This window comes from Streptomyces sp. R-74717, assembly GCF_047305335.1.
GTDB classification, from domain to species: domain Bacteria; phylum Actinomycetota; class Actinomycetes; order Streptomycetales; family Streptomycetaceae; genus Streptomyces; species Streptomyces atratus.
Genome location: NZ_CP102361.1, coordinates 8,506,950 through 8,532,981 on the forward strand (window position 1 = coordinate 8,506,950; position 26,032 = coordinate 8,532,981).

16 protein-coding genes and 2 pseudogenes are annotated in these 26,032 nt (G+C 73.1%); 8 read left to right on the forward strand and 10 right to left on the reverse strand.

Going from position 1 to position 26,032, the window contains the following annotated elements:
• Nucleotides 1-2 precede the first annotated feature (2 nt).
• Nucleotides 3-2,573, forward strand: a complete 2,571-nt coding sequence (locus NRF20_RS39095) for an ABC transporter permease (RefSeq protein WP_413754097.1) — start codon at nucleotides 3-5, stop codon at nucleotides 2,571-2,573.
• Nucleotides 2,574-2,636: 63 nt separating this feature from the next.
• Here NRF20_RS39095 and NRF20_RS39100 read toward each other — a convergent pair whose 3' ends face one another.
• The gene (locus NRF20_RS39100) at nucleotides 2,637-3,158 is read right to left on the reverse strand and encodes an ATP-binding protein (protein WP_413754098.1); all 522 of its coding nucleotides are present in this window, start codon (nucleotides 3,156-3,158) and stop codon (nucleotides 2,637-2,639) included.
• A 182-nt stretch (nucleotides 3,159-3,340) separates the two neighbouring features.
• The gene (locus NRF20_RS39105) at nucleotides 3,341-3,658 is read right to left on the reverse strand and encodes a hypothetical protein (protein ID WP_398633801.1); all 318 of its coding nucleotides are present in this window, start codon (nucleotides 3,656-3,658) and stop codon (nucleotides 3,341-3,343) included.
• 208 nt (nucleotides 3,659-3,866) lie between these two features.
• On the opposite strand from NRF20_RS39105, the gene NRF20_RS39110 reads away from it, so the two are divergent.
• The gene (locus NRF20_RS39110; RefSeq protein WP_398633800.1) at nucleotides 3,867-5,000 is read left to right on the forward strand and encodes a PLP-dependent cysteine synthase family protein; all 1,134 of its coding nucleotides are present in this window, start codon (nucleotides 3,867-3,869) and stop codon (nucleotides 4,998-5,000) included.
• A gap of 38 nt (nucleotides 5,001-5,038) precedes the next feature.
• On the opposite strand, the gene NRF20_RS39115 is transcribed toward NRF20_RS39110, so the two are convergent.
• The 4 genes from NRF20_RS39115 to NRF20_RS39130 form a co-directional block, all read right to left on the reverse strand.
• On the reverse strand, nucleotides 5,039-5,518 hold the full coding sequence (locus tag NRF20_RS39115) for an SRPBCC family protein (RefSeq protein WP_398633799.1): 480 nt from the start codon (nucleotides 5,516-5,518) through the stop codon (nucleotides 5,039-5,041).
• An 87-nt stretch (nucleotides 5,519-5,605) separates the two neighbouring features.
• Nucleotides 5,606-7,117, reverse strand: a complete 1,512-nt coding sequence (locus NRF20_RS39120; RefSeq protein ID WP_398633798.1) for an SDR family oxidoreductase — start codon at nucleotides 7,115-7,117, stop codon at nucleotides 5,606-5,608.
• Between the two features lie 114 nt (nucleotides 7,118-7,231).
• Entirely contained in the window at nucleotides 7,232-7,684 is a 453-nt protein-coding gene (locus tag NRF20_RS39125; protein WP_413754099.1) for an SRPBCC family protein, read from the reverse strand.
• Between the two features lie 64 nt (nucleotides 7,685-7,748).
• Nucleotides 7,749-8,585: a DeoR/GlpR family DNA-binding transcription regulator gene (locus NRF20_RS39130; RefSeq protein ID WP_413754100.1), complete on the reverse strand. Its 837-nt coding sequence runs from the start codon at nucleotides 8,583-8,585 to the stop codon at nucleotides 7,749-7,751.
• A 272-nt stretch (nucleotides 8,586-8,857) separates the two neighbouring features.
• Between NRF20_RS39130 and NRF20_RS39135 the strand changes: the two genes are divergently transcribed.
• Nucleotides 8,858-11,167, forward strand: coding sequence for a hypothetical protein (locus NRF20_RS39135; RefSeq protein ID WP_398633823.1), 2,310 nt, complete (start codon nucleotides 8,858-8,860; stop codon nucleotides 11,165-11,167).
• Here the strand turns inward: NRF20_RS39135 and NRF20_RS39140 are convergent.
• The 3 genes from NRF20_RS39140 to NRF20_RS39150 all read right to left on the reverse strand — a co-directional run bounded on the left by NRF20_RS39140 (nucleotide 11,137) and on the right by NRF20_RS39150 (nucleotide 15,059).
• A complete protein-coding gene (locus NRF20_RS39140) occupies nucleotides 11,137-13,563 on the reverse strand; it encodes a right-handed parallel beta-helix repeat-containing protein (protein ID WP_413754101.1) in 2,427 nt (808 codons plus the stop codon). The genes NRF20_RS39135 and NRF20_RS39140 overlap by 31 nt on opposite strands.
• Nucleotides 13,564-13,715: 152 nt before the next feature.
• On the reverse strand, nucleotides 13,716-14,324 hold the full coding sequence (locus NRF20_RS39145; RefSeq protein ID WP_413754102.1) for a hypothetical protein: 609 nt from the start codon (nucleotides 14,322-14,324) through the stop codon (nucleotides 13,716-13,718).
• A gap of 258 nt (nucleotides 14,325-14,582) precedes the next feature.
• On the reverse strand, nucleotides 14,583-15,059 hold the full coding sequence (locus tag NRF20_RS39150; RefSeq protein ID WP_398633794.1) for a DUF6643 family protein: 477 nt from the start codon (nucleotides 15,057-15,059) through the stop codon (nucleotides 14,583-14,585).
• A gap of 194 nt (nucleotides 15,060-15,253) precedes the next feature.
• Here NRF20_RS39150 and NRF20_RS39155 point away from each other — a divergent pair, with 194 nt between their 5' ends.
• The 5 genes and pseudogenes from NRF20_RS39155 (at nucleotide 15,254) to NRF20_RS39175 (ending at nucleotide 25,539) form a co-directional block, all read left to right on the forward strand.
• Nucleotides 15,254-15,421 (forward strand): hypothetical protein, encoded by a 168-nt coding sequence (locus NRF20_RS39155; RefSeq protein WP_398633793.1) that lies wholly within the window; start codon nucleotides 15,254-15,256, stop codon nucleotides 15,419-15,421.
• Between the two features lie 434 nt (nucleotides 15,422-15,855).
• Nucleotides 15,856-16,715: pseudogene (locus NRF20_RS39160) on the forward strand (hypothetical protein); the annotation flags it as partial.
• Between the two features lie 383 nt (nucleotides 16,716-17,098).
• Nucleotides 17,099-17,335 carry a hypothetical protein gene (locus NRF20_RS39165; RefSeq protein WP_398633791.1) on the forward strand — a complete coding sequence of 79 codons (237 nt, stop codon included), beginning with the start codon at nucleotides 17,099-17,101 and terminating at the stop codon, nucleotides 17,333-17,335.
• A 42-nt stretch (nucleotides 17,336-17,377) separates the two neighbouring features.
• A pseudogene (locus tag NRF20_RS39170) lies at nucleotides 17,378-24,544 on the forward strand (type I polyketide synthase); the annotation flags it as partial.
• A gap of 311 nt (nucleotides 24,545-24,855) precedes the next feature.
• Nucleotides 24,856-25,539, forward strand: a complete 684-nt coding sequence (locus NRF20_RS39175; protein WP_413754103.1) for an alpha/beta fold hydrolase — start codon at nucleotides 24,856-24,858, stop codon at nucleotides 25,537-25,539.
• A gap of 164 nt (nucleotides 25,540-25,703) precedes the next feature.
• On the opposite strand, the gene NRF20_RS39180 is transcribed toward NRF20_RS39175, so the two are convergent.
• The gene (locus tag NRF20_RS39180; protein ID WP_413754653.1) at nucleotides 25,704-25,883 is read right to left on the reverse strand and encodes a LysR family transcriptional regulator; all 180 of its coding nucleotides are present in this window, start codon (nucleotides 25,881-25,883) and stop codon (nucleotides 25,704-25,706) included.
• Nucleotides 25,884-26,032: the final 149 nt, after the last annotated feature.

Below are 26,032 nucleotides of genomic sequence, written 5' to 3' on the forward strand. Positions count from 1 at the left end.
ACATGACCAGCACCCGGGCCTCTGTACGTCTGAGCATCTCCTCGCTCCGCGCCCACAAGCGCCGCTTCGCCGGTACGTTCGTCGCCGTCCTGCTCGGCGTCGCTTTCCTCACCGGGACGCTCGTCATGGGCGACACCCTCCGCGCGAGCTTCGACACCATGTTCGGCAACGCCACCGCCGGTACCGACGCCGTCGTGCGCGGGTCCAATGCGGTCACGGTCGCAGGCGAGTCCCAGGGCACCCGGCAGCCGGTGAGCACCGCACTCGTGAAGAGGATCGAGCAGACCCCCGGCGTCGCCGCGGCGGCCCCCGACATCCAGGGCGCCGGCCAGCTCATCGGCTCCGACGGCAAACCCATCGGCGGTCAGGGGCCGCCCACCCTCGCCGGCAACTGGATCGACGACCCGAAGCTCAATCCGTACCGGCTCGCCGCCGGACGCGCCCCGTCCGCGCCCGGTGAGGTCGTCATCAATCGCGGCACCGCCGACCGGGGCGGGCTCGGGATCGGCGACACGACCGTGCTGCGCACCCCCGACCCCGTGCACGTCACGATCGTCGGACTGGCCACCTTCGGCGGCCAGGACGGCATGGGTCAGGTCACCTACACCGCCATGACGCAGGCCGATGCCGAGAAGTACCTCACGCCGAAGCCCGGCGAGGCATCGACCATCCAGGTACGCGCGGGCCCCGGCACCAGCCAGCAGGAACTTGTGGACGCACTGCGCCCCGTACTGCCCAAGGACGTCGAGGCCATCACCGGACAGGCATCGGCCGCCGAGAACCGGGACATGATCTCCGGTGCCTTCCTCAGCGTGTTCACCACGCTGCTGCTGGTGTTCTCCGGGATCGTGCTGCTGGTCGCCACCTTCTCCATCCACAATACTTTCGCGATCGTCGTCGCCCAGCGGACCCGCGAGAACGCCCTGTTGCGCGCCCTCGGCGCCTCCCGCCGGCAGGTTGTCGGCTCGACCCTCGTCGAGGCGGCCGTGGTCGGTGTGATCGCCTCCGCCGCCGGTCTGGCCGGTGGCATCGGCATCGCCGCCGGACTGCAGGCGCTCTTCCCCGCCGTCGGATTCCCGTTCCCCGAGGGAGCGCTGGTGATCAGCGCCGTTTCCCTGCTCCTGCCGCTCGCCGTCGGTTTCCTCGTGTGCCTCGGCTCCGCCCTCCTGCCCGCCGTCCGGGCCGGACGCACCGCTCCGCTCGCCGCCCTGCGTGAGAGCGCAGTCGACGACTCCGCGGCGTCCCGGGCACGTGCCCTCGCCGGGCTCGTGCTGCTGATGGCCTCCCTCGGCACCATCCTGACCGGCGCCCTGGCCGATGTGTCCGTCCGGCTGTCGGCCGCCGGTGCGGTGTCGGCACTCGCCGCGTTCGTAGTGCTCGGACCGGTCGCCTCCTCGTACGCCGTTCGGCTCCTCGGTGCCCCGCTCGACCGGCTGCGTGGTGTCACGGGCCGACTGGCCCGGCGCAACGCCCTGCGCAGCCCCCGGCGGACCGCATCCACCGCGACCGCACTGATGATCGGCGTCGCCGTGGTCTCCCTCTTCACCGTCTTCGGCGCCTCCCTGAAGGCGACCATGAACCGGACGGTCGACCGCTCCTTCGCGGGCGATGTCGCCATCAGCGCTCCCGCCTTCGGGGCGGGCGGCAGCGGCCTCAGCCCCCGGCTGGCCCCGGCCGTCGACCGGCTGCCGGAGGTCGCGACCGCCGTCGGTCTCGGCAAGGGGGTCGCGGAGGTCGACGGTGCGGGACGTGCGCTGACCGTCACCGACCCGGCGGCGCTCGGCAGGGTCTTCGACCTCGGCCGGGTCGACGGATCGCTGAAGGGGCTGGGCGCGAACGGGATCGCCGTGTCCGACACCGAGGCCGGCAGGCGCGGTCTGCACACCGGCTCCACCGCGCGGCTCGCCTTCGCCGACGGCACGCAGCAGAACTTCACGGTCCGTGCCGTCTACGGCCGGTCGGAACTGGCGGGCGACTACGTCATCACCCGCCTGGCCTGGGCCCCGCACCGTGCACAGGACTCCGACTCGCTGATCGCCGTCTCCTTCAAGCCCGGTGTCACCACCGCCGACGGCAAAGCGTCGGTCGCGAGGACCGCGGCGGCGTACGGCAACCCGGACGTACAGACCCGCAGCGAGTACGCGCAGTCCTCGGCCGGTGGCATCGACATGATGCTCACACTGGTCTACGCCCTGCTCGCCCTCGCCGTACTGATCGCGCTGCTGGGCATCGCCAACACGCTGACCCTGGCGCTTCACGAACGCACTGGGGAACTGGGCCTGTTGCGGGCCGTCGGACAGACCAGGAGCCAACTGCGGTCCATGGTCCGCTGGGAATCCGTACTGGTCGCAGCGTTCGGCACGGTGGGCGGCCTGTTGCTCGGCGGCGTCCTCGGCTGGGTGCTGGTCAAGGCGTCCGCGGGCACGGGCGACACCGCCTTCGCCTTCGCGCTGCCGCCACTGCGGCTCCTGGTGGTGGCCCTCGTGGGGATCACGGCCGGGGCGCTGGCGGGCTGGCGTCCCGCCCGTCGGGCGGCACGGCTGGACGTGCTCCGCGCGATCGCCGCCGAATAGCGCGACAGCGGAAAGTGGAGCGGGGCGCCGTCCGGCGCCCCGCTCCACTTTCCGCCGGCGCTGCTAGCCGACCACCCACGACCGCGCGACAGAGGGCGTCCTGCTCTCCAGGTATATGACGGTGTCCGGCTCGAACGGCCCGTCAGTGGTTGCCCCGTACACCGCGTTCAGCGGCTGTGCGGCGAACAGGGAAGGCGCCGGAAGAGTGAACCAGACAACCTTCCCGGCCCCGCCCCTCGGGCAGACCCCCCAGCTCTCGCTGACCGCGGCGATCAGCGCGAGCCCGCGCCCCGACGTGCTGGACGCAGAGGCCTCGCGCACGGTCGGCAGCCGTGGGTCGTGGTCGTGGACGGACACCGTCAGGCGTTCGAGCAGCAACTCGATCTCGACGGTGCACGACTTGTCCGGCTGGGCATGCCGGTGGACATTGGTCAGCAGTTCGGTGACGCCGAGCGCCGCAGGGTCGATCAGAGGATCGAGATGCCAGTAGCGCAGCTGCGCCGAAACGATTCTGCGGACCTGACCGATCCGCGACGGCAGGGCCTGGAGCTCCACCGTGCAGTGCCTGCTCGGCTCGCTGATCACGGCTGCGACTCCCCGAAATAGGTCCGGAAGAAGACGAAGGAACGATCCAGCAGATGACTGGCTGCTGATTCAGCTCCGGCGGTGCGGATCACAATGTCACCGTCGGTAAACCATGAGTGACGTGTGACCAATGTCGCTCAGGGGGCACGGCTCCGCAACTCGCGGTGGCCCGGCGGCGCCCGTCAGGTCATCCGGCCGCCCGCACTGCGCAGCGTCTCGAGAAATCTGTGGGCCGGCCCGGCCTTGTCCGGACCGTGGTTGCGTTGCCCCATGGTCAGTCGGTACCGCGTCCCGTTGAGGCGCGCCACGGCCGCACCGGCTCCGGCGAACCACGGCCTGCCCGCGCTCACCGTCCGCACCGGGGCGCTGTCGATCTCCCGGCCGTAACTGGTCAGCAGAGCCAGCCTGCCGTCCTTGACGATCACCTGCCCGGCCGTCGTGAGCGAACGGGCCCATCGCTCGATCCGTACCCCCGTCGCACTGAACTCCGTTTCCGGCATGACTGCTTCGCCCCCTTCGTAACGCTTCTGATGGGCAGTCTGCACAAGCCGGGGCCGACGCGCCAGGCCGCGTCCCGGGTCGATGTCACAGCTGCCCCGCCCGCCAACGCCAAGGCAGGGCTATGGACCATCAAAGCGAACGTTTGTGCAGGTGGACGGAATATCGTTGACGGTGGAGAGTGACGGCGACACGAGGAGGAACGCGCTGATGGGCACCGCAATGCACAGAGATGACGGCCGGGCCACGGCGACCATCGACATCGACCGCTCCGACCCCGAGTACCGGGCCTGGCTCAAGGAAGCCGTACGGAAGGTTCAGGCCGACGCCAATCGCTCCGCCGACACCCATCTGCTGCGCTTCCCGCTGCCCGAGGCATGGGGCATCGACCTCTACCTCAAGGACGAGTCGACGCACCCCACCGGCAGCCTCAAGCACCGGCTGGCCCGCTCGCTCTTCCTCTACGGGCTCTGCAACGGCTGGATCCGGCCGGGCAAGCCGGTGATCGAGGCGTCCAGCGGTTCGACGGCCGTCTCGGAGGCGTACTTCGCCAAGCTGATCGGTGTGCCGTTCATCGCCGTGATGCCCCGCACCACCAGCCCCGAGAAGTGCCGCCTGATCGAATTCCACGGCGGCCGCTGCCACTTCGTCGACGATTCACGGAAGTTGTACGAGGAGTCCGCCAAGCTCGCCGCCGACACCGGCGGCCACTACATGGACCAGTTCACCTACGCCGAACGGGCCACCGACTGGCGCGGGAACAACAACATCGCCGAGTCGATCTACCAGCAGCTGGGACTGGAGCGCTACCCGGAGCCGACGTGGATCGTCGCCACGGCCGGAACCGGCGGCACCTCGGCCACCATTGCCCGTTACGTGCACTACATGCAGTTCGACACCCGGATCTGTGTACCCGACCCGGAGAACTCCTGTTTCTTCGACGGCTGGACCCACCACAACCCCCTGGCCACCAGTGACTGCGGTTCCCGGATCGAGGGCATCGGCAGGCCCCGGATGGAGCCGAGCTTTGTGCCCGGGGCCATCGACCGGATGATGAAGGTGCCGGACGCGGCCAGTGTCGCGGCTGTGCGCGCCCTGGAAAAGGCCATCGGCCGGAAGGCGGGCGGCTCCACCGGCACCGGGCTGTGGAGCGCGTTCAAACTGGTCGCCGAAATGGTCGAGCAGGGCAGCACCGGCAGCATCGTCACCCTGATCTGCGACCCGGGCGACCGCTACCTCGACAAGTACTACTCCGACAGCTGGCTCGCCGAACAGGGCCTGGACATCGCCCCGTACACGGAAACCATCGACTCCTTCCTGGCCGACGGCAACTGGCCCGGATAGCCGGGACGGAACGCGGCGCACCCGGTCCGCGGCCGCTCTCAGGCCGCAGGGCCGGTCAGCCGCCTGTCGAGATTGCGTACCGCGTCCCGGAAAGCCCGACCCACCCCCGACCGGCCCAGCCGCAGCGCGAACCGCAAGGGTGCGGAACCATCCGCGGCGAACGTCCACTGCACCTGCGTCCCGGTGCCGGCCGGGGTGAGCCGCCACTCCTCCAACAGGGCCCGCAGGCCAGGGGCGTTCGACTCGTCGACTCGGTAGACGTACCGCTCACCGGGTGCCGCCGCGATGATCGTCTCGCGCATCACCGTGCCGCCCTTGAGCCGGACCTCGCGACCTGCGCCGTCCTCGGTGGGCCGGGCCGCAGTCACCGAGGTGAACCAGCTGGGCCAGCCCGCCACATCATCGGCGAGCGCACGGTAGACCACCTCGGGAGGCGCTGACACCTCGGCGGCGAAGACCAGTCGCAGCGGAGCGGACTCGACGAAGTCGAGGTCCACGGAACGGAGTCGGCGTGGCACGGATCGCACCTCCCGCGCGGTCGGCGGCGGGCGGGGTGGCGTACACTATAGCTGACGCTTCGTCAGATGTCTCTGTCTGTAAGGACGTTACGTGCCGCAGTGCTGCGGGACCGCCCGTGCGGCGGCGGTGATGTTGCGGGCCATACCACCGAACACCACCGAGTGGAACGGCCACACGCTCCACCAGTAGGCATGGCCGAGCAGTCCGTGCGGATGGAACAGCGCCCGTTGCCGATAGACCGTCCGCCCCTGCTCGTTCCGGTCCACCGACAGTTCGAGCCAGGCCGGACCGGGCAGCCGCATCTCCGCGCGCAGCCGCAGCAGTTCACCCGGAACGATCTCCTCCACACGCCAGAAGTCCAATGAGTCGCCCACCCGCAGCCGCTGCGCGTCCCGCCGCCCGCGCCGCAGCCCGACGCCACCGACGATCCGGTCGAGCCACCCCCTCACGGCCCAGGCCGGCGGGAAGGAGTACCAGCCGTTCTCGCCGCCGATGCCCTCGATCACCCGCCAGAGCGCGTCCGGCGCCACCGGCACCGTGAGTTCCCGTTCGTCGCTGTAGAGACTGCCGCCGGACCAGTCGGGGTCGGTGGGCAACGGGTCACTGGGGGCACCGGGCACCGCCGCGGACGACCAGCGGGTATCGACCCGGGCATCCTTGATCCGCTGGAGCGCCAGCCGCAGCGCCTGATCGAAGCCGATGATGCCGTCGGCCGGATCGGGTACGTACTGGGCGATGTCGCGCTCATGGCAGACCACCTCGTGGCGCAGCGACTGAGCCAGCGGCCGGGCGATGGAGGGCGGCACCGGTGTCACCAGGCCGATCCAGAGACTGGAGAGTCCCGGGGTCAGCACCGGTACGGGGAGGATCACTCGGTGGGGCAGCCCGGCGACCGCGGCGTACCGCTGCATCATGTCCCGGTACGTCATGACGTCCGGGCCGCCGATGTCGAACGTACGGTTCACGTCGGCCGGCAGGTGGGCGCATCCGACGAGATACCGCACCACGTCCCGTACCGCGACCGGCTGGATCGATGTACGCACCCAGCTCGGGGTGATCATCACCGGCAGCCGTTCGGTGAGATGACGCAGGATCTCGAACGATGCCGAGCCCGATCCGATGATGACCGCAGCCCGCAGGACGGCCGTCGGTACCCCGGAATCCAGCAGAATGCGCCCCACCTCGGCCCGCGACCGCAGATGCGGTGACAGTTCCCGTTCGGGCACCCCGGCCGGAGTGAGCCCGCCGAGGTAGACGATCCGGCCGACCCCCGCCGCCCGTGACTGCGCACCGAAGATCCGGGCCGCCTCGCGGTCCGTCTCCTCGAATCCGGGTCCGGAGCCGAGCGCGTGCACCAGGTAGTACGCCACATCCATGTCCTGCATCGCCGCCCGCACCGAGGCGGCGTCACAGACATCGCCCTCGACCACCTCGACCCGGTCCGCCCACGGGTGGTCACGCAGTTTCCGCGGGGTCCTGGCCAGTGCGCGCACCCGATGGCCGGCGTCGAGGAGTGCGGGCACCAGTCTCCCGCCGATGTACCCGGAGGCACCGGTCACCAGACAACGCAGCTGCGTACCACCGGAGGATTCGGTCACTCGCCCGAGTCTTCCACCGGACCGCCGTACGGGGCCCGGTGGAGCACTCCGAACGGCGGCACGCGGGCACCCGGGTTCACCGCACCGCCACCGGCCCCGCTCAACCGTGGCCACCTATGGATGCGGCCGCGCCGGACGGTCCAGCATGCCGTCCAGCGCCCGGCCGAAGACCCGGCGTCCTGCTCCGGCGAGCAACGGGTCGGCCCACCGCGGCAGCAGCCGTACAGTCAGCTCCTCCACCCACACCACATGCGATCCGGAATCTGTCGGATACACATCGATCGACGCCCGGCCCAGCACCAGCGAACCGCGCTTCTCCAGTCGGCACAGCCCCGCGCGCCCGGCTGCGGGCGGTGTCCACCGCACCACTTCCATAGGATCGTCGAACCCCAGAGGCCCCACACCCGTGCGCGCCACGAAAACGGTTCCGATCCGGGTCGTCAGCCCCGTGGGAACGGTGATCCTGGTCAGCGGTACATGCGCCGCGTGCCGTTCCCAGTCCGTCACCCGGCGCCAGGACTCGGCTGCGGGCAGGGGCGTGAAGCGCTCGATCCGGAAGACGGCCACAGCACGATCCTAGGCCGTGTACCGACCTCGCGAGCTGAGCGGAAGCCACGTACCGGCCGACGGTTCAGGAGCCGGAGTCCGCGATGCGGCCCGTCACCAGCAGGCCCGGAAGATGCTCCTCGATCTCCTCGCGGGCGGCGGCCGACAGACCCGCGTCCGTCACGAACGTGTCCACCTGCTCCAGAGTCGCGAACGAACTCAGGCCCACCTTGCCCCACTTGGTGTGGTCGGCGACCACCACCACACGCCGCGCCGACTGGACGAAACGGCGGTTGGTCTCGGCCTCCGCCAGATTCGGCGTCGAAAGACCGGCCTCCACCGAGATCCCGTGCACCCCGAGGAACAGCACATCGAAGTGGAGCGAGGCGATCGCCTGATCGGCGACCGGGCCGACCAGCGAGTCCGACGGGGTCCGCACCCCACCGGTGAGCACCACCGTGGCCGCCCCGGTACGCGCCCCGCCCGCAGCCCCCGACCGCTGCGCGGAGTGGAACACATCGGCGACCCTCACCGAGTTGGTCACCACCGTCAGATCCGGTACGTCCAGAAGTCGTTGGGCGAGCGCATACGTCGTCGTACCGCCGGAGAGCGCGATGGCGCTGCCGGGCACGGCCATCGCCGCGGCCGCCCGCGCGATGTCCTCCTTGGCGGTCAGCTCCAGAGCCGACTTGGCCTCGAAACCGGGCTCGTGCGTGCTGGCCTCGACCACCGGAACGGCCCCGCCGTGCACCTTCTCGATCACACCCTGGCGGGCCAGCGCGTCCAGATCCCGGCGGACAGTCATGTCGGAGACGCTCAGCTTGCGGGTCAGCTCATTGACCCGGACCCCACCGCGCCTGCGCACCTCGTCGAGGATCAGGGCGCGCCGCTGCTCCGCGAGCAGGTTCTGATTCTCGCTCAACGCCGGTCCGGTCCTTCCCTCTGGCCGTGCAACAGTCTCTTCGGACGGGGTCATCCTGCCACGCGGTGTCGTAGGCCGTCGCACTGGGGAGATTCCGTGAGAGCGGTGCGTACACCGGCCCTCTTCCATGATTCTGGTGACCGTGCATCAGCACCCCCCCACGACCGAGAGAGCGAGTCACTCCAGTGCCACCTGTCACCCAGGCCCCGCAGAGTCCGGGGCCCGCGCTGGAACTGCTGGTCCATGGCGTGGGCGGAGCCACCCCGCAGGAGATGCTCGACGATCCGCGTCCGGTCCGGGTCACCGGCGACGCGACCGCCGCCATCTACCGCCGCGCCGGGGACATGGACGCCGAACAGAACCCGGAGCGGTACCGCGACCGGCCCATCGCCGAGGCCTACTGCTGGTCCAACCTCACATCCGGCAACGGCTCCCGCGCCCTGTGGCTGCTGCTGCTCCCGTTCATGGTGGTCAACCTCGCCCACTGGATGCGCCCCACCGCCCGGGGCCGTACCCGCGCGGTGCGCCTGTACGGCGTCCTCGTCCGGCTCGTCGCGCTCAGCCTCACAGTCCTGCTGACCGCGGCGGCGTGCGAGGTCGCGCTAGATCTGACGGCCTGGCAGTGCGCGGGCGTGCCGGACTGCTCGAACCGGCGCTCCTGGCTCGGCTTCCTGTCGACGGCACAGGGCGGCTGGTGGTCTCAGCCGGGCCGAAGGCTCGCCCTTGCCGCTCTGGTGCCCACCGCCCTGGTGGGGCTGCTCTGGTTCCTGTCCAACCGGACATGGAGCGCGTACGAATCGCAGCGCCCGCTCACCGGATCCGAACCGGACGACGTGGACACCGAGACCGCTCACGACGTGAACACCTCCGGCCCCGCGGTCGGCGGCCGCCCGGCTCTCGGCCGGCCCGGATTCTGGTACGGCCGCCGGCTGGTCGCCCGGCTGCGCGCCGCCCACACCGCCGCCGGATTCCTCACCGTCGCCGCGTCGGTCGCGGGCGCCGCGGCCCGCCACGACCGCGCAGTCACCGGCCCCGTGCCCGAGATCCTCGGCAGGCTGGTCGAGGCGGCGCTGGTCCTGGGCGCGCTCGTCGTGCTCTGGGTCGTCTGCCGCCGCGGCCGCAGCGAACGACGTCTCGACAACCGGCTCGACCATGCCCTCATCACCTGTCTGCCCGGCGCCGCCCTGGCCCTGCTCGTCCTTGCCGCGGTGTACGCGGCCTGGTCGCGCCCCGACTGGGTCTCTGCGGGGGCCCTGCCCGGCGATGTCACCTTCAGTGTCGTCACGCTCGGCCAGGGGGCGCTCGTCGTCGCCCTCGCCGTCGTGTCGCTGGGGCTGTACCGCCGGACTCCCGAACCCCGCACCGTCATGTACGGAGTCGGCGGACCGGCCGTCGCCATGCTCGCGTGCGCTCTCGGCGGCGTCATGACCGGCGGGGTCGCTCAGCGCGTCGCCGACTGGCTCGACGGCTCCGGCACCCCGGGCATGGGCAGGAACTCCGCCATCGAGGGACCGCCGGTGCTGCTCAGCTGGCAGGCCTCGGTCATCCCCGTGCTCCTGGTGCTGCTGGCGGTACCCGGCCTTCTGCTGCTCGTACGCACCTGGCTCGCCGCCCGCGCCCTGGAACCCGAGGTCGACCGGGAGTACGGGCAGGAGCGGCCGGACGCCGCCCGGACCCGGCAGATCGCCCGGATCCGGGCCGCGGCGGCCCTCACCGATTCCGCGCCCTGGATCCTCGGCCCGGTCTCCGGCGCCACGCTGCTGCTCGGTGCGGCGGCGGTCGGCGGGGCCTGGGCGAGCGGTGAGGTGCCCGGGCTCGCGATGGAGGGAAGCGGCCCCTTCGTCGAGTCCGTGGCGGAAGCGGCCCAGTCGACCGGCTCCTGGATGGTCGGACTCGGCTTCGTACTCTTCGTCACCTGGGGACGGCGTGCCTACCGCGACGCCTCCGCCCGGCGCACCATCGGCATCCTCTGGGACGTCGGTACGTTCTGGCCGCGCGCCGCCCACCCCTTCGCACCGCCCTGCTACGCAGAGCGCGCCGTCCCCGATCTGGCGTCACGGATGTCCGGCTGGACCGGACAGACCCGCGGCAAGCTCGTCATCTCCGGCCACTCCCAGGGCAGCGTCCTCGCAGCGTCCGCGGTCTGGCAGCTGTCCGCCGAGACCAGGAGCCGGGTCGCCCTGCTCACCTACGGCTCGCCGATCGAGCGACTGTACGCGCGCTGGTTCCCGGCCTACTTCGGCCCCGCACCGCTGCACGGACTGCACCGGTCCGTGCACTGCTGGCGCAACCTCTGGCGGGCCACCGACCCGATCGGCGGCCGGATCCGGCTCGACGAGGGACCGGGGCCCGAGGTGGACCGGGGGCCGCTGAAGGACCCCCTGGTCTACGGGCGCACCCCCGAACATCCGCTGCCCGAACCCGTTCTGGGGCACTCGGACTACCAGGCCGACCCGGTCTTCGCCCAGGAGCGGGCCGCACTGCTGGACCGGCTGGCACCGGTCCTGCCGCGCCAGGCCGACGGGGAGGGGGCCGAGGACACCCCGCGGGCTCAGGGGAGTTCCGGCAGATCCTCCGGGTAGAGCAGCGTGAGGTCGTCCGTGCTCGGCTCGGCGAGCTGGGCGACCCGGCCCGCGTGCCGCTCCACCATCGACTCGAAGGTCTGCCGAGCCGTCCGCCCATTGCCGAAGGCCGGGCCCTTGGGAAGCTCCGTGAAGTACTTCAGCAGCGCTTCCCCGGCTCCGGAGGCCAGGCTGTACTCGTGCTCGTCGGCCTGCTGCTCGACGATCCGCAGCAGCTCGGCGGGCTCGTAATCGCTGAAGGTGATGGTCCGGGAAAAGCGGGACGCCACACCGGGGTTGACGGTGAGGAACCGCTCCATCTCATGGGTGTACCCGGCGACGATGACGACCACCGCGTCCCGGTGGTCCTCCATCAGCTTCACGAGTGTGTCTATCGCCTCCCGGCCGAAGTCCCGGCCGGAGTCCTCGGGTGACAGAGCGTAGGCCTCGTCGACGAACAACACCCCGCCGCGCGCCCGGTCGAAGGCCTCCTGGGTGCGGATGGCAGTGGAGCCGATGTGCTCACCGACCAGATCGACGCGGGACACCTCGATCAGATGGCCGCGCTCCAGCACCCCGAGCGAGGCGAGGATCTCGCCGTACAGCCGGGCCACGGTGGTCTTGCCGGTGCCGGGGGCGCCGGTGAAGACGAGATGGCGCCGGACCGACGCGGCCTTGAGCCCGGCCTCCTGACGCCGGCGGCCGACCTCGATCATGTCGGTGAGGGCGCGCACCTCCCGCTTCACGCTGTCCAGGCCCACCAGGGCGTCCAGCTCCCCGAGGACGGCGTCCGACGCGCGTACCGGCTCGGCGGCGGGCACCTCTGCCGGGGCGGGCTCCACGGCACGGGGCCCGGGGACCGCGCCGAGCAGCCCGGGGGCCGACTGGGTCGCCGTCAGCACGGTCGGGGCCGGGGGAGCGGGGGAGCGCAGCGCGCTCTCGTCGCTCGTGCAGTCCTCCGCGACGGGCCCCGCTCCTGTGCCGTCGCCGCCCTCGGCGAACTCGTATCCACCGCGGGCACACCGCTCGGTACGGCAGCGGGTCAGAGTCGTACGGCAGCCGTCCATCACATGGAAGCCATAGCCCTCGCTTCCGGTGACCCGGCAGCTGTGGAAGGTGCCGCGGCCCTCGGCGGAGACGTAGAAACCGGCCTCGGCGGGGGAGGTGACCGTGCAGCGCTCGATCGTCGGGTCGGCGCCCTTGGTGACGATCACTCCGGTCTGCGCGGCGTCGATGGTGCAGTTGTTCAGCGTGCCGCCGCTGCCGTGGTCGCGGAACCAAGCGCCGGTGGACGCCTCACGGATGCGGCAGTCGTCGAGCTGGGCGGTCGCCCCGTCGCTCACCGACACCGCGGTATTGCGGACCTGGGACAGATCGCTGTCGACCACATCGGCGCGCGATCCCCGGTCGAGCACGAAGATGGCGTCCGGCACGTCGTGGACCCGGCAGGAGTCCAGTATCACGGTCGCCCCGTCGCTCACCCAGACCGCCGGGTAGTCGCCCGTACTGTCATGTATTTCACACTGGTTGGCGTCGACCCGGGTGCCGGGGTCCCAGACCGACAGGCCATTGCGACCGAACCGGCGCACCGTGGAGCGGGTCAGGGTGAGGACCGAACGGGAACGCAGATCCACCGCGTTCTCCGGGATGTCGTGGATGTCGCAGTCGGCGAGTGTCAGTACGGCGTCGGTGTCGAGCGTGACCCCGTCCGCCGAAGTGCGGTGCACCGTGCAGTCGGTGAGGTGGGCGGCCGCCCGAGCGGTCACTTGTATCCCACTGCCCTTGATCTCGTACACCTCGCAGCCGACGGCCTCCAGGCCGCTGCCCTCGCCGGTGACGCTCAGCCCCGCGCCCGACGAATGGTGGATCCGGCAGCGCTCCAGCCGCGGATGCGCACCGTCACGTACCGAGACACCGGACTGTCCGGCCGAGACGACCTCGCACTGTTCGAACACCCCGCCCGCACCCTCGAGTACGGCGATGCCGACCCCGGCCGGGTTGTCGACCGTGCAGCGGCGTACGGTCGGCCGGGCCGCACCGCGCACCTCGATCCCGGCGGCCGAACGCGTGACGATCCGCAGATCCGCGAGCTCCGGTGCGCCGTCTTCGACGAGCAGCGCCGGGGCCGTCGAGTCCTGACCCTCCACATGCAGGTCCGAGACGACGGCGGAGGCACGGACGGTCAACGGCACGCCGTCGACCGGTGCGATCCGAACGGAACCGACCGAGCCTTCGGGGCCGCGCAGCGTCACCGCGCGGTGCAGGACCAGATTCTCCCGGTAGGTGCCCGGCGCGACGGTGAGGACATCACCGTCGGCCGCGGCCTCCAGGGCTGCGGTGAGGGAGGCGTATTCGCCTGTGCGGCGCCGCCACCGCGATGTGCCGGTGTGCGTCACCTGGACCGTGCCCTGTGCCATGGCGCTGTTGTGCCCCCACCTCGTGCGTGTGTGATGCCCGTGTCACCGGCCTTGCGGCAGCGACGAACCCCGGGCCCGCCCACCGAGGAAGAGGGCGGGCCGGTCCACCGTAGCGCGCGCGGCGGGCGGGAGTTGACCCGATCGGCTGCTGATCAGCTGCCGGTCCCGGTCCTGCCCCAGTCCGGACCGGCCTTCGCCCAGGCTCGGCCGATCCGGGTGTACCGCTCCCGCACCATGCGCCAGACGATCAGGCGCCGGCCGCCCTCGACCAGTCCGACGGCGAGCAGCATCGCCCCGAGCCCGGCCAGTGCCGCGTGCGTATGAGCCGTCGGAGCGTCCATGGGCCGCAGCGCGGGGCGGCCGTCGAGGTCTGTCCAGATCTTCACCTCGGCCCCGGGATCCGTCTTGCGGGAGGAGGTGGTCACCGTACCGCGGCGGTCCGTGCCGTCCGGGGCCTTCCAGCGGGCCACCACCGAGGTCTGCGTGGTGCGCTCCGAGGACACTTCGGGATCGGTGACGAGACGTGATGCTCCCGGGGCCCGGCGTACCACGACTGCGGTCGCGGTGCGCCGCTGGGCCTGCTGGGCCCGCACCGATTTCTGCAGGGCGTCGTCCGTGAGCGAACCGCACACCCAACCCACTGCCGGTGTCGCCAGCACCATGAGAAGCAGTGCGACAAGAGCCACCCACGCCTCGCGCCGGTCAGTGGCGCGGCACAGGGGATTGCGCCGCCAACGCCACACTCCCGTAACCGCTCGCACAGTCCTGCACCCCCTTCCGTATCCGTCTTAACCTGATACGGCACGCTTCGCTCGCCGGAGCAGCGAAGAGAGAGCAACCTCACCCTGGCCAACGCACGGACTGCCCCCGTGAGTTCCCATTCCCCACCGGTCCGGGCTGACGGCCCGTCCGGTGCGCGCGCGACCGAGGGGCAGTGCTGCCGGTGCGGGAACACCGAGGTCGCCGTCGAGTCCCCATGGCTCGACGGCGACCTCGTGCGACCGTGTGCGTTTCCCGGCTCAGTACCCCCGGCCCTGGTGCGGGCGGTTGTATGGGTCCTCGTAGGGCGAGGGTGCCGGGGCGGGGCGCGGTGACGCCGGACGCATCGCCTCGTAACCGGTGCCGGGCGCGGGCCGCTGCTGCTGTTGCGGCGGATAGGGCGCCTGGTACCCGCCGCGGGCCGCGGTCGGCTGCTGCGGGATGTATGGCGCCGGGGCGTGCTGCAGCTGTGCGGGCTGCATCGGCGCGTAGCCCTGCTGGACCGGCTGCTGGTAGCCGTACGACGGATTGGGCTGGGAAGGCGCCGCGGGAAGAGCCGGCAGCGCCGCCGGGAGAGCCGGCAGATGGCTGTTGCCGGTGTCATAGGCGGCAGGCACTCGGATCGGAGCGATCTGAGGGGTGCCCCGCTCCGCGACCAGGGAGTCGTAGATCGGAGTGTCGGGGAACGACGGTGCGGCGTAGTAGCCGCCGCCGTAGGTGGAGCGGGGGGAGGTCATGACACCTAAGTTAAGCCCACGATGAGCTGGTTGGGGAGTCCCAATCTTGGGGTCATCCGTTTTACGCTGCTTCTGTCCGCCTGACCTGCTAAAACATCGTTAAAGCTTCCGTTAATCAACAGCGGGGGCTTTTCCGTTGGAGGGCCTCACGGCTAACGAGAAGTGGCGGATGGGCTGCAAAGGGCGACACCCGCGTGGCACTCGCCAGGACGGAGGGCTTCGACCCCGAGCGCCTGGAACCTCACGACTATCAGGAGATCGCCGACGGCAACCGCGGCCTGCCGGTCGCCACCGCCGACGGCACCCTCGACCGGGGCTGGCTGCGGAAACTGCCCGATGGCCGTTTCACCGCCCGCCTGTGACCTGGGGCGGCGCCGCAGGGGGCGGGCGTAACCCCGATGCCTCCGGCGGCCGTTGGGATTGTGTGACGAAAATCAAAGAGCACGCCGAGGACACCGTCTCCCTTGTCCACCAGTGCCGTCTGCCGCTGTCGACGGGCATCGTCAACCACCTCGCCGACCTGCTACGACGCCATCTCAAGGCGATCGGGTCCAGGTGGAGGACCCCGCCTCCCGGCCGGATCGCGGTGATCGTGCTGGCCGTGCTGCGGCACGACCAGCGCCTGGCCGACATGGCCGGCGGCAACGGCATCTCCGCCACCACGATCCGGCGCTGGCGCGACGAGCTGATCGGCCTGCTCACCGCGAAGGCCCAGTGCCTGGACCGTGTCTTGAAGAAGGTAGCCAAGCGGGGCGGGGACTCCCACCCCTGCTTCATCGACCAGCGAGGAGGACCCATGCCCCCCGCACCCACCCCGAGCACACCCGCTCTCGGCGGCAGCCGCTGGAACACCTTCCCCGCTCCCGGCACCACCCTGACCGCCCGCGATTCTTCACCGCCACCGAGCCGCTGCTGCAGGGCATCATCGACGACAACGCCCTCACCAGTGCCGACGGCGAGGTGCTGGGGGACCAGATCCGCACGACACTCGCCCTCGGCACCCGGGAGACCTCCCTGCCGCTGGCCATCGGCCCGGACAGCGCCGCGGCAGCGCGCGAACTGGGCGCGCAGGCCGAGACGATCGGCCGGGAGCTCGCCTCCTGGGCCAACGCGGTTCTGGAGAGGCTGCTCATCAGCCGTGTTCCGCTGCTCGCCGGACCGCTGGCCGTCCGCAGCCACTGCTATGGCCATCTGCTCACCCCTCCCGCGGCCGATCTGCTCCGCGGCCGGCGCGGTGGACCGGTCACGATGCAGCTCTACAACGAGTGGCTGCGCCAGATAGTCCTGCTGCGCGACGCCCTGCTGCCCTTCACCAACTGGCAGGACGTTCCGCTCCTGATCACCCCGTCCGGGCTGCGGCACACCGAACCGGCCCGCGACGCGTTCCTCACCGAACTGCTGGTCCGTCAGATCCGGCATTCCAGCATCGTGGACTTCGCCCGCCACGTCGTCACCGGCACCTCCGGCCCAGCCGACTACGGCTTCGAGGCGGGCGGCGGCACCGCCCTGCCCGCCGTCCTCGACCAGCCGTCTCTGACCGCACCCCGGCACCTGCTGACCTGGCGCCCCGACTCGGCCGCCGAAGACACCGCCACGTATGTCGCCGAGGTGCAGGACTACTACGCCGCACCCCGCACCCTCGTCGAGGACCTGCCGCGTCCCTGCCGCTACCCGTAGCCTCCACCGAGTTCGAGCGCCGGAATGAGGACGGCCGAGGCGTCGCAGTCGGGGCAGGCCCGCACGTCGTCCCGCATCAAGGCGTTGAGGGCCTCCAGCGTGCTCAGTTCCTTTCCCCCTGCCGGCGACGCGGCGGCAGGCAGCGTCGTGCACGACCGTACGCCCGCGGCGTTCCGTAGTGCAGGCCACCAAGCTGGTTCCTGCACAGGCGAGTTGGCGGTCATTCGGTACAGCGTTCCAGTCGGTGCCGGCCTGGACGCTGCGGCGCGCCGGAAGCCGCGGGCCGCAGTTGTCCGTTGTCAATGAAGTCGGCCGGTCGTGAGGCGCTTAGCTGCGAACGGGCGGGCCGGCACCTGGACACGATGGAACTCAGGCCCGGCGCCTCGCACATGGAGGCGGCCCGGGTCCGCTCCGCCGCGTCCTCCTTCTTCGGCAACCCGGACTTCCCCCCTGGGGCCGCCGCGCTGGGCTGCGCCCTGGTGATGCGCGACGTCCAGGCCGGCTGGCACCCCTGCCCGGCACGGCCGCCTCCGTCCGAACCCGCGCGACGAGCCGTGCCCGGAGCGCCGGACGGACCCGAACCCCCGCTGGCCCTATAGTCGTTGGGCATCGGGGGTCCCGGGAGCGCAAGAGGGGTACGCATGGCGGAGGTTCGCACGGAACTGGTCCGCCCGTTGGTCGAGGCGCTGAGGGCGCACGCTGCACGCACGGGCGAGAGGACCGCTTTCCGGGACGGGCAACGGGAGGTGACCTGGGCACAGTTGGAACGCCGGACGGCCCGCGTCGCGGGGCATCTGGCACGGCTGGGCGTACGCCGCGGGGACCGGGTGCTGCTCTGCCTGCCCAGCCGGGTGGAAATGGCGGAGAGCTGTCTGGCGGCCCTGCGGGCCGGCGCCGTCGGAGTGCCACTGGACCCGGGTGCGGCCGACGACGAACTGGCCCACGTCCTCGGCGACAGCGGCGCGGTGGCGGCCGTGGCCGAGGCGCCGCTCCTCGAACGGCTGACGCGGGTGGCGGCCGGGCGGCCCCCGCTGCGGGCGAGCGTGGTCGTGGGCCCGGTGGCACCGCCGCCCGGGCCGCCCGCGGACGTGGTGCCGTACGAGGAACTCGCCGGGACCGACGCGCCAGGACCGCCGCGCGACGACCTCGGCCTGGACGAGCCGGCGTGGATCCTCTACACCTCCGGCACCACCGGCACGCGCAAGGGCGCGGTGACGAGCCAGCGGGCTGCGCTGTGGTCGACCGCCGCCGCCTACGCACCGCTCCTCGGCATGTCCGAGCGGGACCGGCTGCTGTGGCCGCTGCCGGTGCACCACGCCTACGCGCATTCGCTGTGTGTCGTCGCGGTGGTCGCCACCGGCGCGAGCGCCTTCCTCCTGGCCCGGGGCGTGGACGTCGTGGAGGCTCTGCGGCGACAGCCGCCCGACGAGCCCTTCACGATGCTGGCCGGGGTCCCGGCCACCTACCACCTGCTGGTGAACGCACTGCGTCGGACCCGGCCGGTCCCCGGCGGGTTGCGGGTGTGCGTCACCGCCGGAGCACCCTGCCCCGCGGAACTGCGCGCCTCGATGGAGGAATTGCTCGGCGCACCGCTGCTGGACGGCTACGGCGCCACCGAGACCAGCGGCAAGATCGCGCTCGCCCGGCCCGGCACGCCGGGCCCGGACCGCGTGCCGCAGCCGCTGCCCGGCGTCGACGTCAGGATCGCCCACCCGGTCTCCGCGGACACCGTCGCGGACGGCGACGAGGGCGAGATCTGGGTGCGAGGCCCCGGTCTGATGACCGGCTACCACAACCGCCCCGACAGCACGGCGCAGGTCCTGCGGGACGGCTGGTACCGCACCGGCGACCTCGGCCACCGCACACCGGACGGCGGGCTGCGGGTCACCGGCCGCGTGGGCGACCTGATCATCCGCGGCGGCCAGAATGTCAACCCGGTGGAAGTGGAGCAGGTGCTGCTGTCCTGCCCCGGAGTCGCGGACGCGGCGGTCGTCGGCCGCCCCCACGACGTGCTGGGAGAGGTTCCGGTGGCGTTCGTCGTCCCCGGCCCGCAGGGCACCGACCTCGCCGGACTGCGGGCCGCGTGCCGCAAGCGACTGTCCGCGTTCAAGGTGCCGGACGAGATCCGGCCGAGCACCTCCCTGCCCCGCACCTCCTCCGGCAAGATCCGACGGACCGTCCTCGCCGCCCGGCTGGCCGAGGCCCTCGCGCACGACGGCACGAACACCCGCGCCGGGCTGCGCGCCAGGTTGCTCGCACTGCCCGCCCCGGAGCGGCGCCGCACCGTGCTGCGCATCGTCCTCGACGCCACGGCCGAGGCGGACGAGGTGCGGGGGACCCACCCCGACCCCGAACAGACCTTCGCCGACCGGGGACTCGGCTCGCTCCAGGGCGTGCTGCTGCGCGACCGGCTCGGGACGGCCACCGGCCTCGATCTGCCCTCGACCCTGGTCTTCGACCGTCCGACACCGGACGCGGTGGCCGGCTTCCTGCACGACGCGCTGCTCGGCTCCCCGCCCCCGGCGGCCCGCCCGGCCGGTCCGGGCACCCGCGGTGACGCCCCGCCGCCCGACGAGCCGGTGGCCGTCATCGCGATGGCCTGCCGCTTCCCGGGACCCGTGGACGACATCCGCACGCCGGAGGAGCTGTGGCGGCTTCTCGCCGACGGAGCGGATGCCACCTCCGCGTTCCCCGCCGACCGGGGCTGGGACCTGGCCGCCCTCTACGACCCCGACCCCGACCGACCGGGCACCTCGGTCACCCGGCGCGGCGGGTTCCTGCGCCGGGCCGCCGACTTCGACGCGGCCTTCTTCGGCATGTCCCCCCGGGAGGCGCTGGCCACCGACCCCCAGCAGCGGCTGCTGCTGGAGACCGCCTGGGAGGTCGTGGAACGGGCGGGCCTCGCCCCCACCGCCCTGCGCGGCAGCGACACCGGAGTCTTCGTCGGAGTGATGCACGGCGACTACGGCGGCCGTCTGCTGCACCGAGGGGGCCACGCGTACGAGGCCCACCTCGCGCTCGGATCCGCCGGCAGCGTGGCCTCCGGGCGCATCGCCTACACCCTTGGCCTGGAGGGGCCCGCGGTAACCGTGGACACGGCCTGCTCCTCGTCGCTGGTGGCCATGGACTGGGCGGCGCGGGCGCTGCGCTCGGGACAGTGCTCCCTCGCCGTGGCCGGCGGCGCCACCGTCATGGCCAGCCCGGTGCCGTTCGTCGCGTTCAGCAGGCTGCGCGCACTCTCCCCGGACGGCCGCTGCAAGCCGTTCTCCGCCGCGGCCGACGGAACCGCCTGGGGCGAGGGCGTCGGACTGGTCCTGCTGGAACGGCTCTCCGACGCACGGCGCAACAACCATCCGGTGCTCGCCGTGCTCCGCGGATCCGCCGTCAACGCAGACGGCGCGTCCAACGGCCTGACCGCGCCCAGCGGACCCGCCCAGGAGCGGCTGATCGGCGACGCCCTGGCCGCCGCCGGGCTCACCCCGGCCGAGATCGACGCCGTGGAGGCGCACGGCACCGGCACCCCGCTCGGCGATCCCGTCGAGGCCCGTGCGCTCCTCGCCGCCTACGGGCACGACCGCCCGGCCGACCGGCCCCTGTGGCTCGGATCCCTCAAGTCCAACCTCGGACACACCCAGGCCGCGGCCGGTGTCGCCGGGGTCATCAAGACCGTGCTGGCGATGCGGCACGGCGTGCTGCCGCGCACGCTGCACCTCGACGAGCCGTCCCCCGGGGTCGACTGGTCCTCGGGCGCCGTACGGCCACTGACCCGGGAGCAGCCGTGGCGGCCCGCCCCCGGGCAGCCCCGCCGCGCCGCGGTGTCGGCCTTCGGCATCGGCGGCACCAACGCCCATGTGATCCTGGAGGAGGCCGTCGTGGAGCGGGACGCGGGAGAGCACGGCGGCACCCCGGCCGCTCCGCACCCGCCGCTCCTGCTGTCCGGCGCCGACGCGGGCGCTCTGCGGGCCCAGGCACGGCGTACGGCCGCGTTCCTCCGGGAGCGGCCCGAACAGCCCCTCGGGGACGTGGTGTTCTCCGCCGCCACCGCACGCGCCGCGCTCCGGTACCGGGCGGCGGTACCTGCGGACGGCCGCGCCGGCCTGCTGAGCGGACTGGACAGGCTCGCCGCCGGGACGACGGCGCCCGTACAGGTCCGCACGGGCCCACGGCTGGCCCTGCTCTTCACCGGCCAGGGCGCCGCACGGCCGGGCCTCGGCAGGGAACTGCACGCCGCCTACCCGGTCTTCGCCGATGCCTTCGACGCGCTGTGCGGCCGGTTCGACGCCGTCGGCGCGGGGGACCGGCCGCTGCGCGAGAGCCTGTGGCCCGAGCCGGGCAAGGCCGCCGACGCCCTCGACCGGACCGATGTCGTCCAGGCCGGCCTGTTCGCGTTCGAGGTCGCCCTGTTCAGGCTGCTCGCCTCCTGGGGAGTGCGGCCCGACGTCCTGGCCGGACACTCCGTCGGGGAGCTGGCCGCGGCGCACGCCGCCGGGATCCTCACCGAGGACGACGCCGTCGGTCTGGTCGCCGCCCGGGGCCGGCTGATGCAGAGCCTTCCGGCCGGCGGCGCCATGGTCGTCCTGGATGCCACCGAGGAGGAGGCGAGGGCGGAACTCGTGAGGACCCCGGCCGCGGCCGGGCCGGTGGCGGTCGCGGCGGTGAACGGCCCCCGGTCGGTCGTCGTCTCCGGGGATGAACGGGCGGTGGCGGCGGTGGCGGCACGCTTCGAGGCCCGCGGGCGCCGCACCGAACGCCTGCGGACCAGTCACGCCTTCCACTCTCCGCTGGTCGAACCGGCACTGGCGGAGTTCGCCCGGGCCGTGTCGCGCGCCGCCTTCCGCGAGCCCCGCATCCCGGTCGTCTCGGCCCTCACGGGGCGCCCGGCCACCGGGGACGACCTGCGCTCACCGGCCTACTGGGTCCGCCACGCCCGTGAGACGGTGCGCTTCGCCGACGCCGTCCGCCACCTCGCGGACGAAGCGGGGGTGACCGCCTTCGCCGAGGCCGGTCCCGGCGCCCACCTCACCTCGGCCGCGCTGAGCACCGTCGGGGAGCCCGGGGACCGTGTGTTCACCGCGACGACCAGGCCCGGCCACCCGGAGCCCGGCACGCTCCTGGCAGCACTCGCCCGGCTGCACGTGCACGGCCTCCGGGTCGACTGGGAGGCGGTCCGGCAGGGGCACCCGGGCCCGGCCGCCCGGCGGATCGGCCTGCCCACCTACCCCTTCCAGCGCGAGCGCCACTGGCTGGCCGAGCCCTCCGCCACCGCGGCAGGCCCCGCGGACACGACCGCGCACGCCACCGGCCACCCGGTGCTGTCCGCGACGACGAGCCTCGCGGACACGGACCGCCTCCTGAGCACCGGCCACCTGTCGGAGGCCGGGCAGCCCTGGCTGCGCGACCACGTCGTGCACGGCCGGGTGCTGGTGCCCGCCACCGTTCTCGCCGACCTGGCGCTCCACACCGGCGCGGCCTGCGGCCTGGCGGAACTGGAGGAGCTGACGCTGCTGCTCCCGCTGCACCTGCCCGGCTCCGGCGAGCGCGTCGAGGTGCAGGTCGTGCTCGGCGCGTTGGACCCGTCCGGCCGCAGGACCGTCGACCTGCACGCGCGCCCCGGGGACGGCGGCCCCCTCGGGGCGTGGACCCACCACGCCACCGGCCGCCTGGGACCGCCGACCGGCGGTCCCGGCCCGGCGCACGGCGACGAGGAGTCCTGGCCGCCCCCGGACGCGGTGCCCGTCGACCTGACCGGAGCCTACGAGCGCCTGGCAGAGGCGGGTCACGCGTACGGCCCGGCGTTCCGCTGCGTGCGGGCGATGTGGCGGCAGGGCGACGACCTGCTGGCCGACGTACGGCTTCCCGACGAGGCCGTGGCCGAGGCGCAGCGCTACGGCCTCCATCCCGCGCTGTTCGACGCCGCCCTGCACGCGTCGCTGCTGCTCTCCGCGGATCCGGGACAGCCCGGCGGGACCGGCCGGCTGCCGTTCGCCTGGCGGGGCGTCAGCCGCCACGCTGCGGGCGTCACCGCCCTGCGGGTCCGGCTCCGCCCCACCGGGGACCACACCGTCGCGGCGGACCTCACCGACCCGGCCGGGCGGCCGGTGCTGCGGGTGGCGGAACTGACCACCCGCGCCGTACCCGGCCCCGACGGCGCCGGCGGGATCCCGCGGCCCGAACCGCTGTACCGGCCGCACTGGACGCCCGCCGACCCGGCCCGCTCGGCCCCGCCCGCCTGGGAGGTGGGCACACCGGACGACCTCGGCCTGGCCGCGGCGCTGTCCGGCGCAGGGCGGCCCGCGTCGGCCGCGGACATGGCCCCGGGCGGCGGCGTGTCGGTGCCCGGGCCGCCGGGGCCCGGGGTGCCCTCCGCCGGGTCCGCCGCGGCGGCCGCCCCCGCCCTCGTCGTCTCCCTGGCCCCGTCCGGCCCGTCCGCGGGCCCGGTGGCCGGCACGCACGGCCTGGTCACGCGGGCCCTGGAGCTGCTGCGCGGTCGGCTGCCCGCCCTGGCCCCGGGAACGCGCCTGGTCCTGGTGACCCGGGGTGCCACCGGCGCGGACCCCGACCTGGCCGCCGCCGCGGTCTGGGGGCTGGCGCGCAGCGCCCAGTCCGAGTACCCCGGCCGCCTCACCCTCGTCGACGTCGACGGCCACCCGGAGTCGGTGCACCGGCTGCCGGCCGTCCTGGCGACGGGCGAACCCCAGCTCGCCGTGCACGCGGGCAGGGTGCACGTGCCCCGGCTGACCCGGCCGACGGCCGCCGAGCCCGCCCGGGCGGCCGGGTTCGAAGCGGACGGCACGGTGCTGGTCACCGGCGGGACGGGGGCGCTCGGCGCCCTGCTGGCCGGTCATCTGGCGGAGCGTCACGGGGTACGCCGGCTGCTGCTCACCAGCCGTAGCGGCCCGGACGCGCCCGGCGCGCGGCGGCTGCGGGAGCAGATCGAGCGGGCCGGCGGCCGGGTCGACGTGGTCGCCTGCGACGCCGCCGACCGCTCCGCGCTGGCCGGGGTGATCGCCGCGTGCTCTGCCGACCTGACCGCCGTGGTGCACGCGGCGGGGGTCCTCGACGACGGTGTGCTGGAGGGCCAGACACCCGGGCGTCTCGCGGCCGTCCTGCGGCCGAAGGCGGACGCGGCCTGGCACCTGCACGAGCTGACGGAGGATCTGCCCCTGTCGCGGTTCGTGCTCTTCTCCTCGGCGGCGGGCCTGCTCGGAAACCCCGGCCAGGCCGGCTACGCCGCCGCGAACGCCTTCCTCGACGCCCTCGCGCTACACCGGACGGCCCGGGGACTGCCCGCGCTCTCGCTGGTGTGGGGACCGTGGGCGGGAGGTGAGGGGATGGCCGCCCGCACCGGCCGGACAGGTGACGGCGTGGTCCGAGCCGTCACCGCGGCCGAGGGCCTGGCGCTGTTCGACGCCGCCCTGGCGGCGGGCGAGCCCGTCCTTGCGCCGCTGCCGCTGGACCCGGCGGCCTCCCGGGCCCGACGGCCCCTCCCGCCGCCCCTGTGGGACCTGTCCGGTCCGTCCGGCCCTCGGCCGGCCGCGGCCGGGGAACCCGGTGACGGCGGGGGACCCGCCTCCGGTACCGGCCGGGTGCCGGACGAGACGCCGGGTGCGTGGCGCGAACGGCTGGCACGGCTGCCCGTCGCCGACCGCGCCCCTGCTCTGCTCGCACTGGTCCGCGAGGCGGTCGCCGACGTGCTCGGGCACACCGGCGCGGCCGCCGTCACGGCCGACCGCGCCCTCAGCGAACTCGGCCTCGACTCCCTGGCCGCCGTTCAGCTGCGCAACCGGCTGAGCCTGCTCACCGGTCTGGAGCTGCCCCCCACCCTCACCTTCGACCTGCCCACCTGCGAGCAGCTGACGGAGCATCTGCTCGCCGGGCTGTCCGAGGCGCCGCCCCACCGGGAGGCGGCCGCCGCCGGGCCGGCGCGTCCCGCGACGGCCCGGTCCCCCCAGACCCTCGCCTCCCTCTACCGCCGCGTGTGCGCGACGGGTGACGTCGTCTCGGCGATGCACCTGCTCGTGACCGCCTCACTGGCCGTCCCCGGCTTCGGCCCCGAGGACACCGCCGCGCACGCCCTGGACCCGCTCCACCTGGCCAAGGGTGAGGCCGGCCGCCGCTGGTGTGCTTCCCCGGCTTCTCCCCGGCCCTCGGCAGGCCCTGGTACGCCACGCTCGCCCGCCACTTCGAGGAGGACCGGGACGTGCTGGAGATGCAGCACCCGGGGGTCACCTCGGGCGACGCGCCGCCGCGCGACTGGCGGACACTGGTGGACCTGCACACGGCCACCCTGCGCGAGCGGCTGGGCGGGCGCCGCCCCGTCCTGCTGGGGTGGTCGATGGGCGGGTGCCCGGCCCACGCGGTCGCCGCGCGGCTCGCGGCCACCGGCACTCCGCCCGCCGGCCTGGTCCTCCTCGACACTTACCACGTGACCCCCGAACGGGAGGCCGAGCCGTGGCTGCTCGCCATGCCCGCCCGCGCGGCCCTGGCCATGGGAGAGGAGTTCGACGCGGCGGTGGACGACATGGCCCTGGCCGCGTTCGGCGCCTACACCCGGATGCTCCGGGGGTGGCGCCCCGAACCCCCGGACGTGCCCGTCCTGCTGGTCCGCGCCGCCGACCGGCCGCCGGAGGCGGACACCCACGGCGGCACCCCCGCCGGGCGCGCGGGGCAGGTCTCCTGGCCCGGTCCGTGCGACACCTTGGAGGTCCCGGGCGATCACTGGACGATCGTGGAGGAACACGCCGTCACCACGGCCCGGGCGGTCCGCGCCTGGGTCGACGGGCTCGCAGGGCGCACCGGCTGAGCCACGGCCACCCGGCGCGGGCAGGCCGGACCCGCCCACCTGACCTGAGGACTTCGCGGACGTGTTCAGCTCGTTCCAGGACGCTTCGCCGTTCGTCCTCGTGGAGCTGGCCCAGGACCACTGACGCGATCTGCTCGATGTCGGCTGATGACGGTCCGGTCTGCTCAGGGATCAGCTCTGCTCGATCGGAGAACAGCAGTTCCTTCAGCGCGAGCTGCCGAACCTGTCCCGAACGGGGTCAGCTTCATGGCCGTGCCGCGTTCGGCGCGTTCGAGCAGGGGCTGTCCGAGGTCCCCTTCGAGCCGGTTGATCTGGATCACCAGCGTGGACCGGTGGATGCCGATGGCTGCATGTCGCCGCTGTGGATGGTGATCAGTCCCCGGAACGCAGGTCCAGCTGCTGCAGCAGCCCGGCGGTCATGCCCATCGTGCTCGACATCGCAGTCATAGAGCCCCCGGACCGGGTCCGGGGGACGCTTCGCAGAATGGGCTCG

What these genes read in the sequence shown, in the direction of transcription:
- NRF20_RS39095 (WP_413754097.1), top strand. Translation starts at nt 3, where the DNA reads ATGACCAGCACCCGGGCCTCTGTACGTCTGAGCATCTCCTCGCTCCGC.
- NRF20_RS39105 (WP_398633801.1), bottom strand. Translation starts at nt 3,658, where the DNA reads ATGCCGGAAACGGAGTTCAGTGCGACGGGGGTACGGATCGAGCGATGG.
- NRF20_RS39110 (WP_398633800.1), top strand. Translation starts at nt 3,867, where the DNA reads ATGGGCACCGCAATGCACAGAGATGACGGCCGGGCCACGGCGACCATC.
- NRF20_RS39135 (WP_398633823.1), top strand. Translation starts at nt 8,858, where the DNA reads ATGCTCGACGATCCGCGTCCGGTCCGGGTCACCGGCGACGCGACCGCC.
- NRF20_RS39140 (WP_413754101.1), bottom strand. Translation starts at nt 13,563, where the DNA reads ATGGCACAGGGCACGGTCCAGGTGACGCACACCGGCACATCGCGGTGG.
- NRF20_RS39150 (WP_398633794.1), bottom strand. Translation starts at nt 15,059, where the DNA reads ATGACCTCCCCCCGCTCCACCTACGGCGGCGGCTACTACGCCGCACCG.
- NRF20_RS39165 (WP_398633791.1), top strand. Translation starts at nt 17,099, where the DNA reads ATGGAACTCAGGCCCGGCGCCTCGCACATGGAGGCGGCCCGGGTCCGC.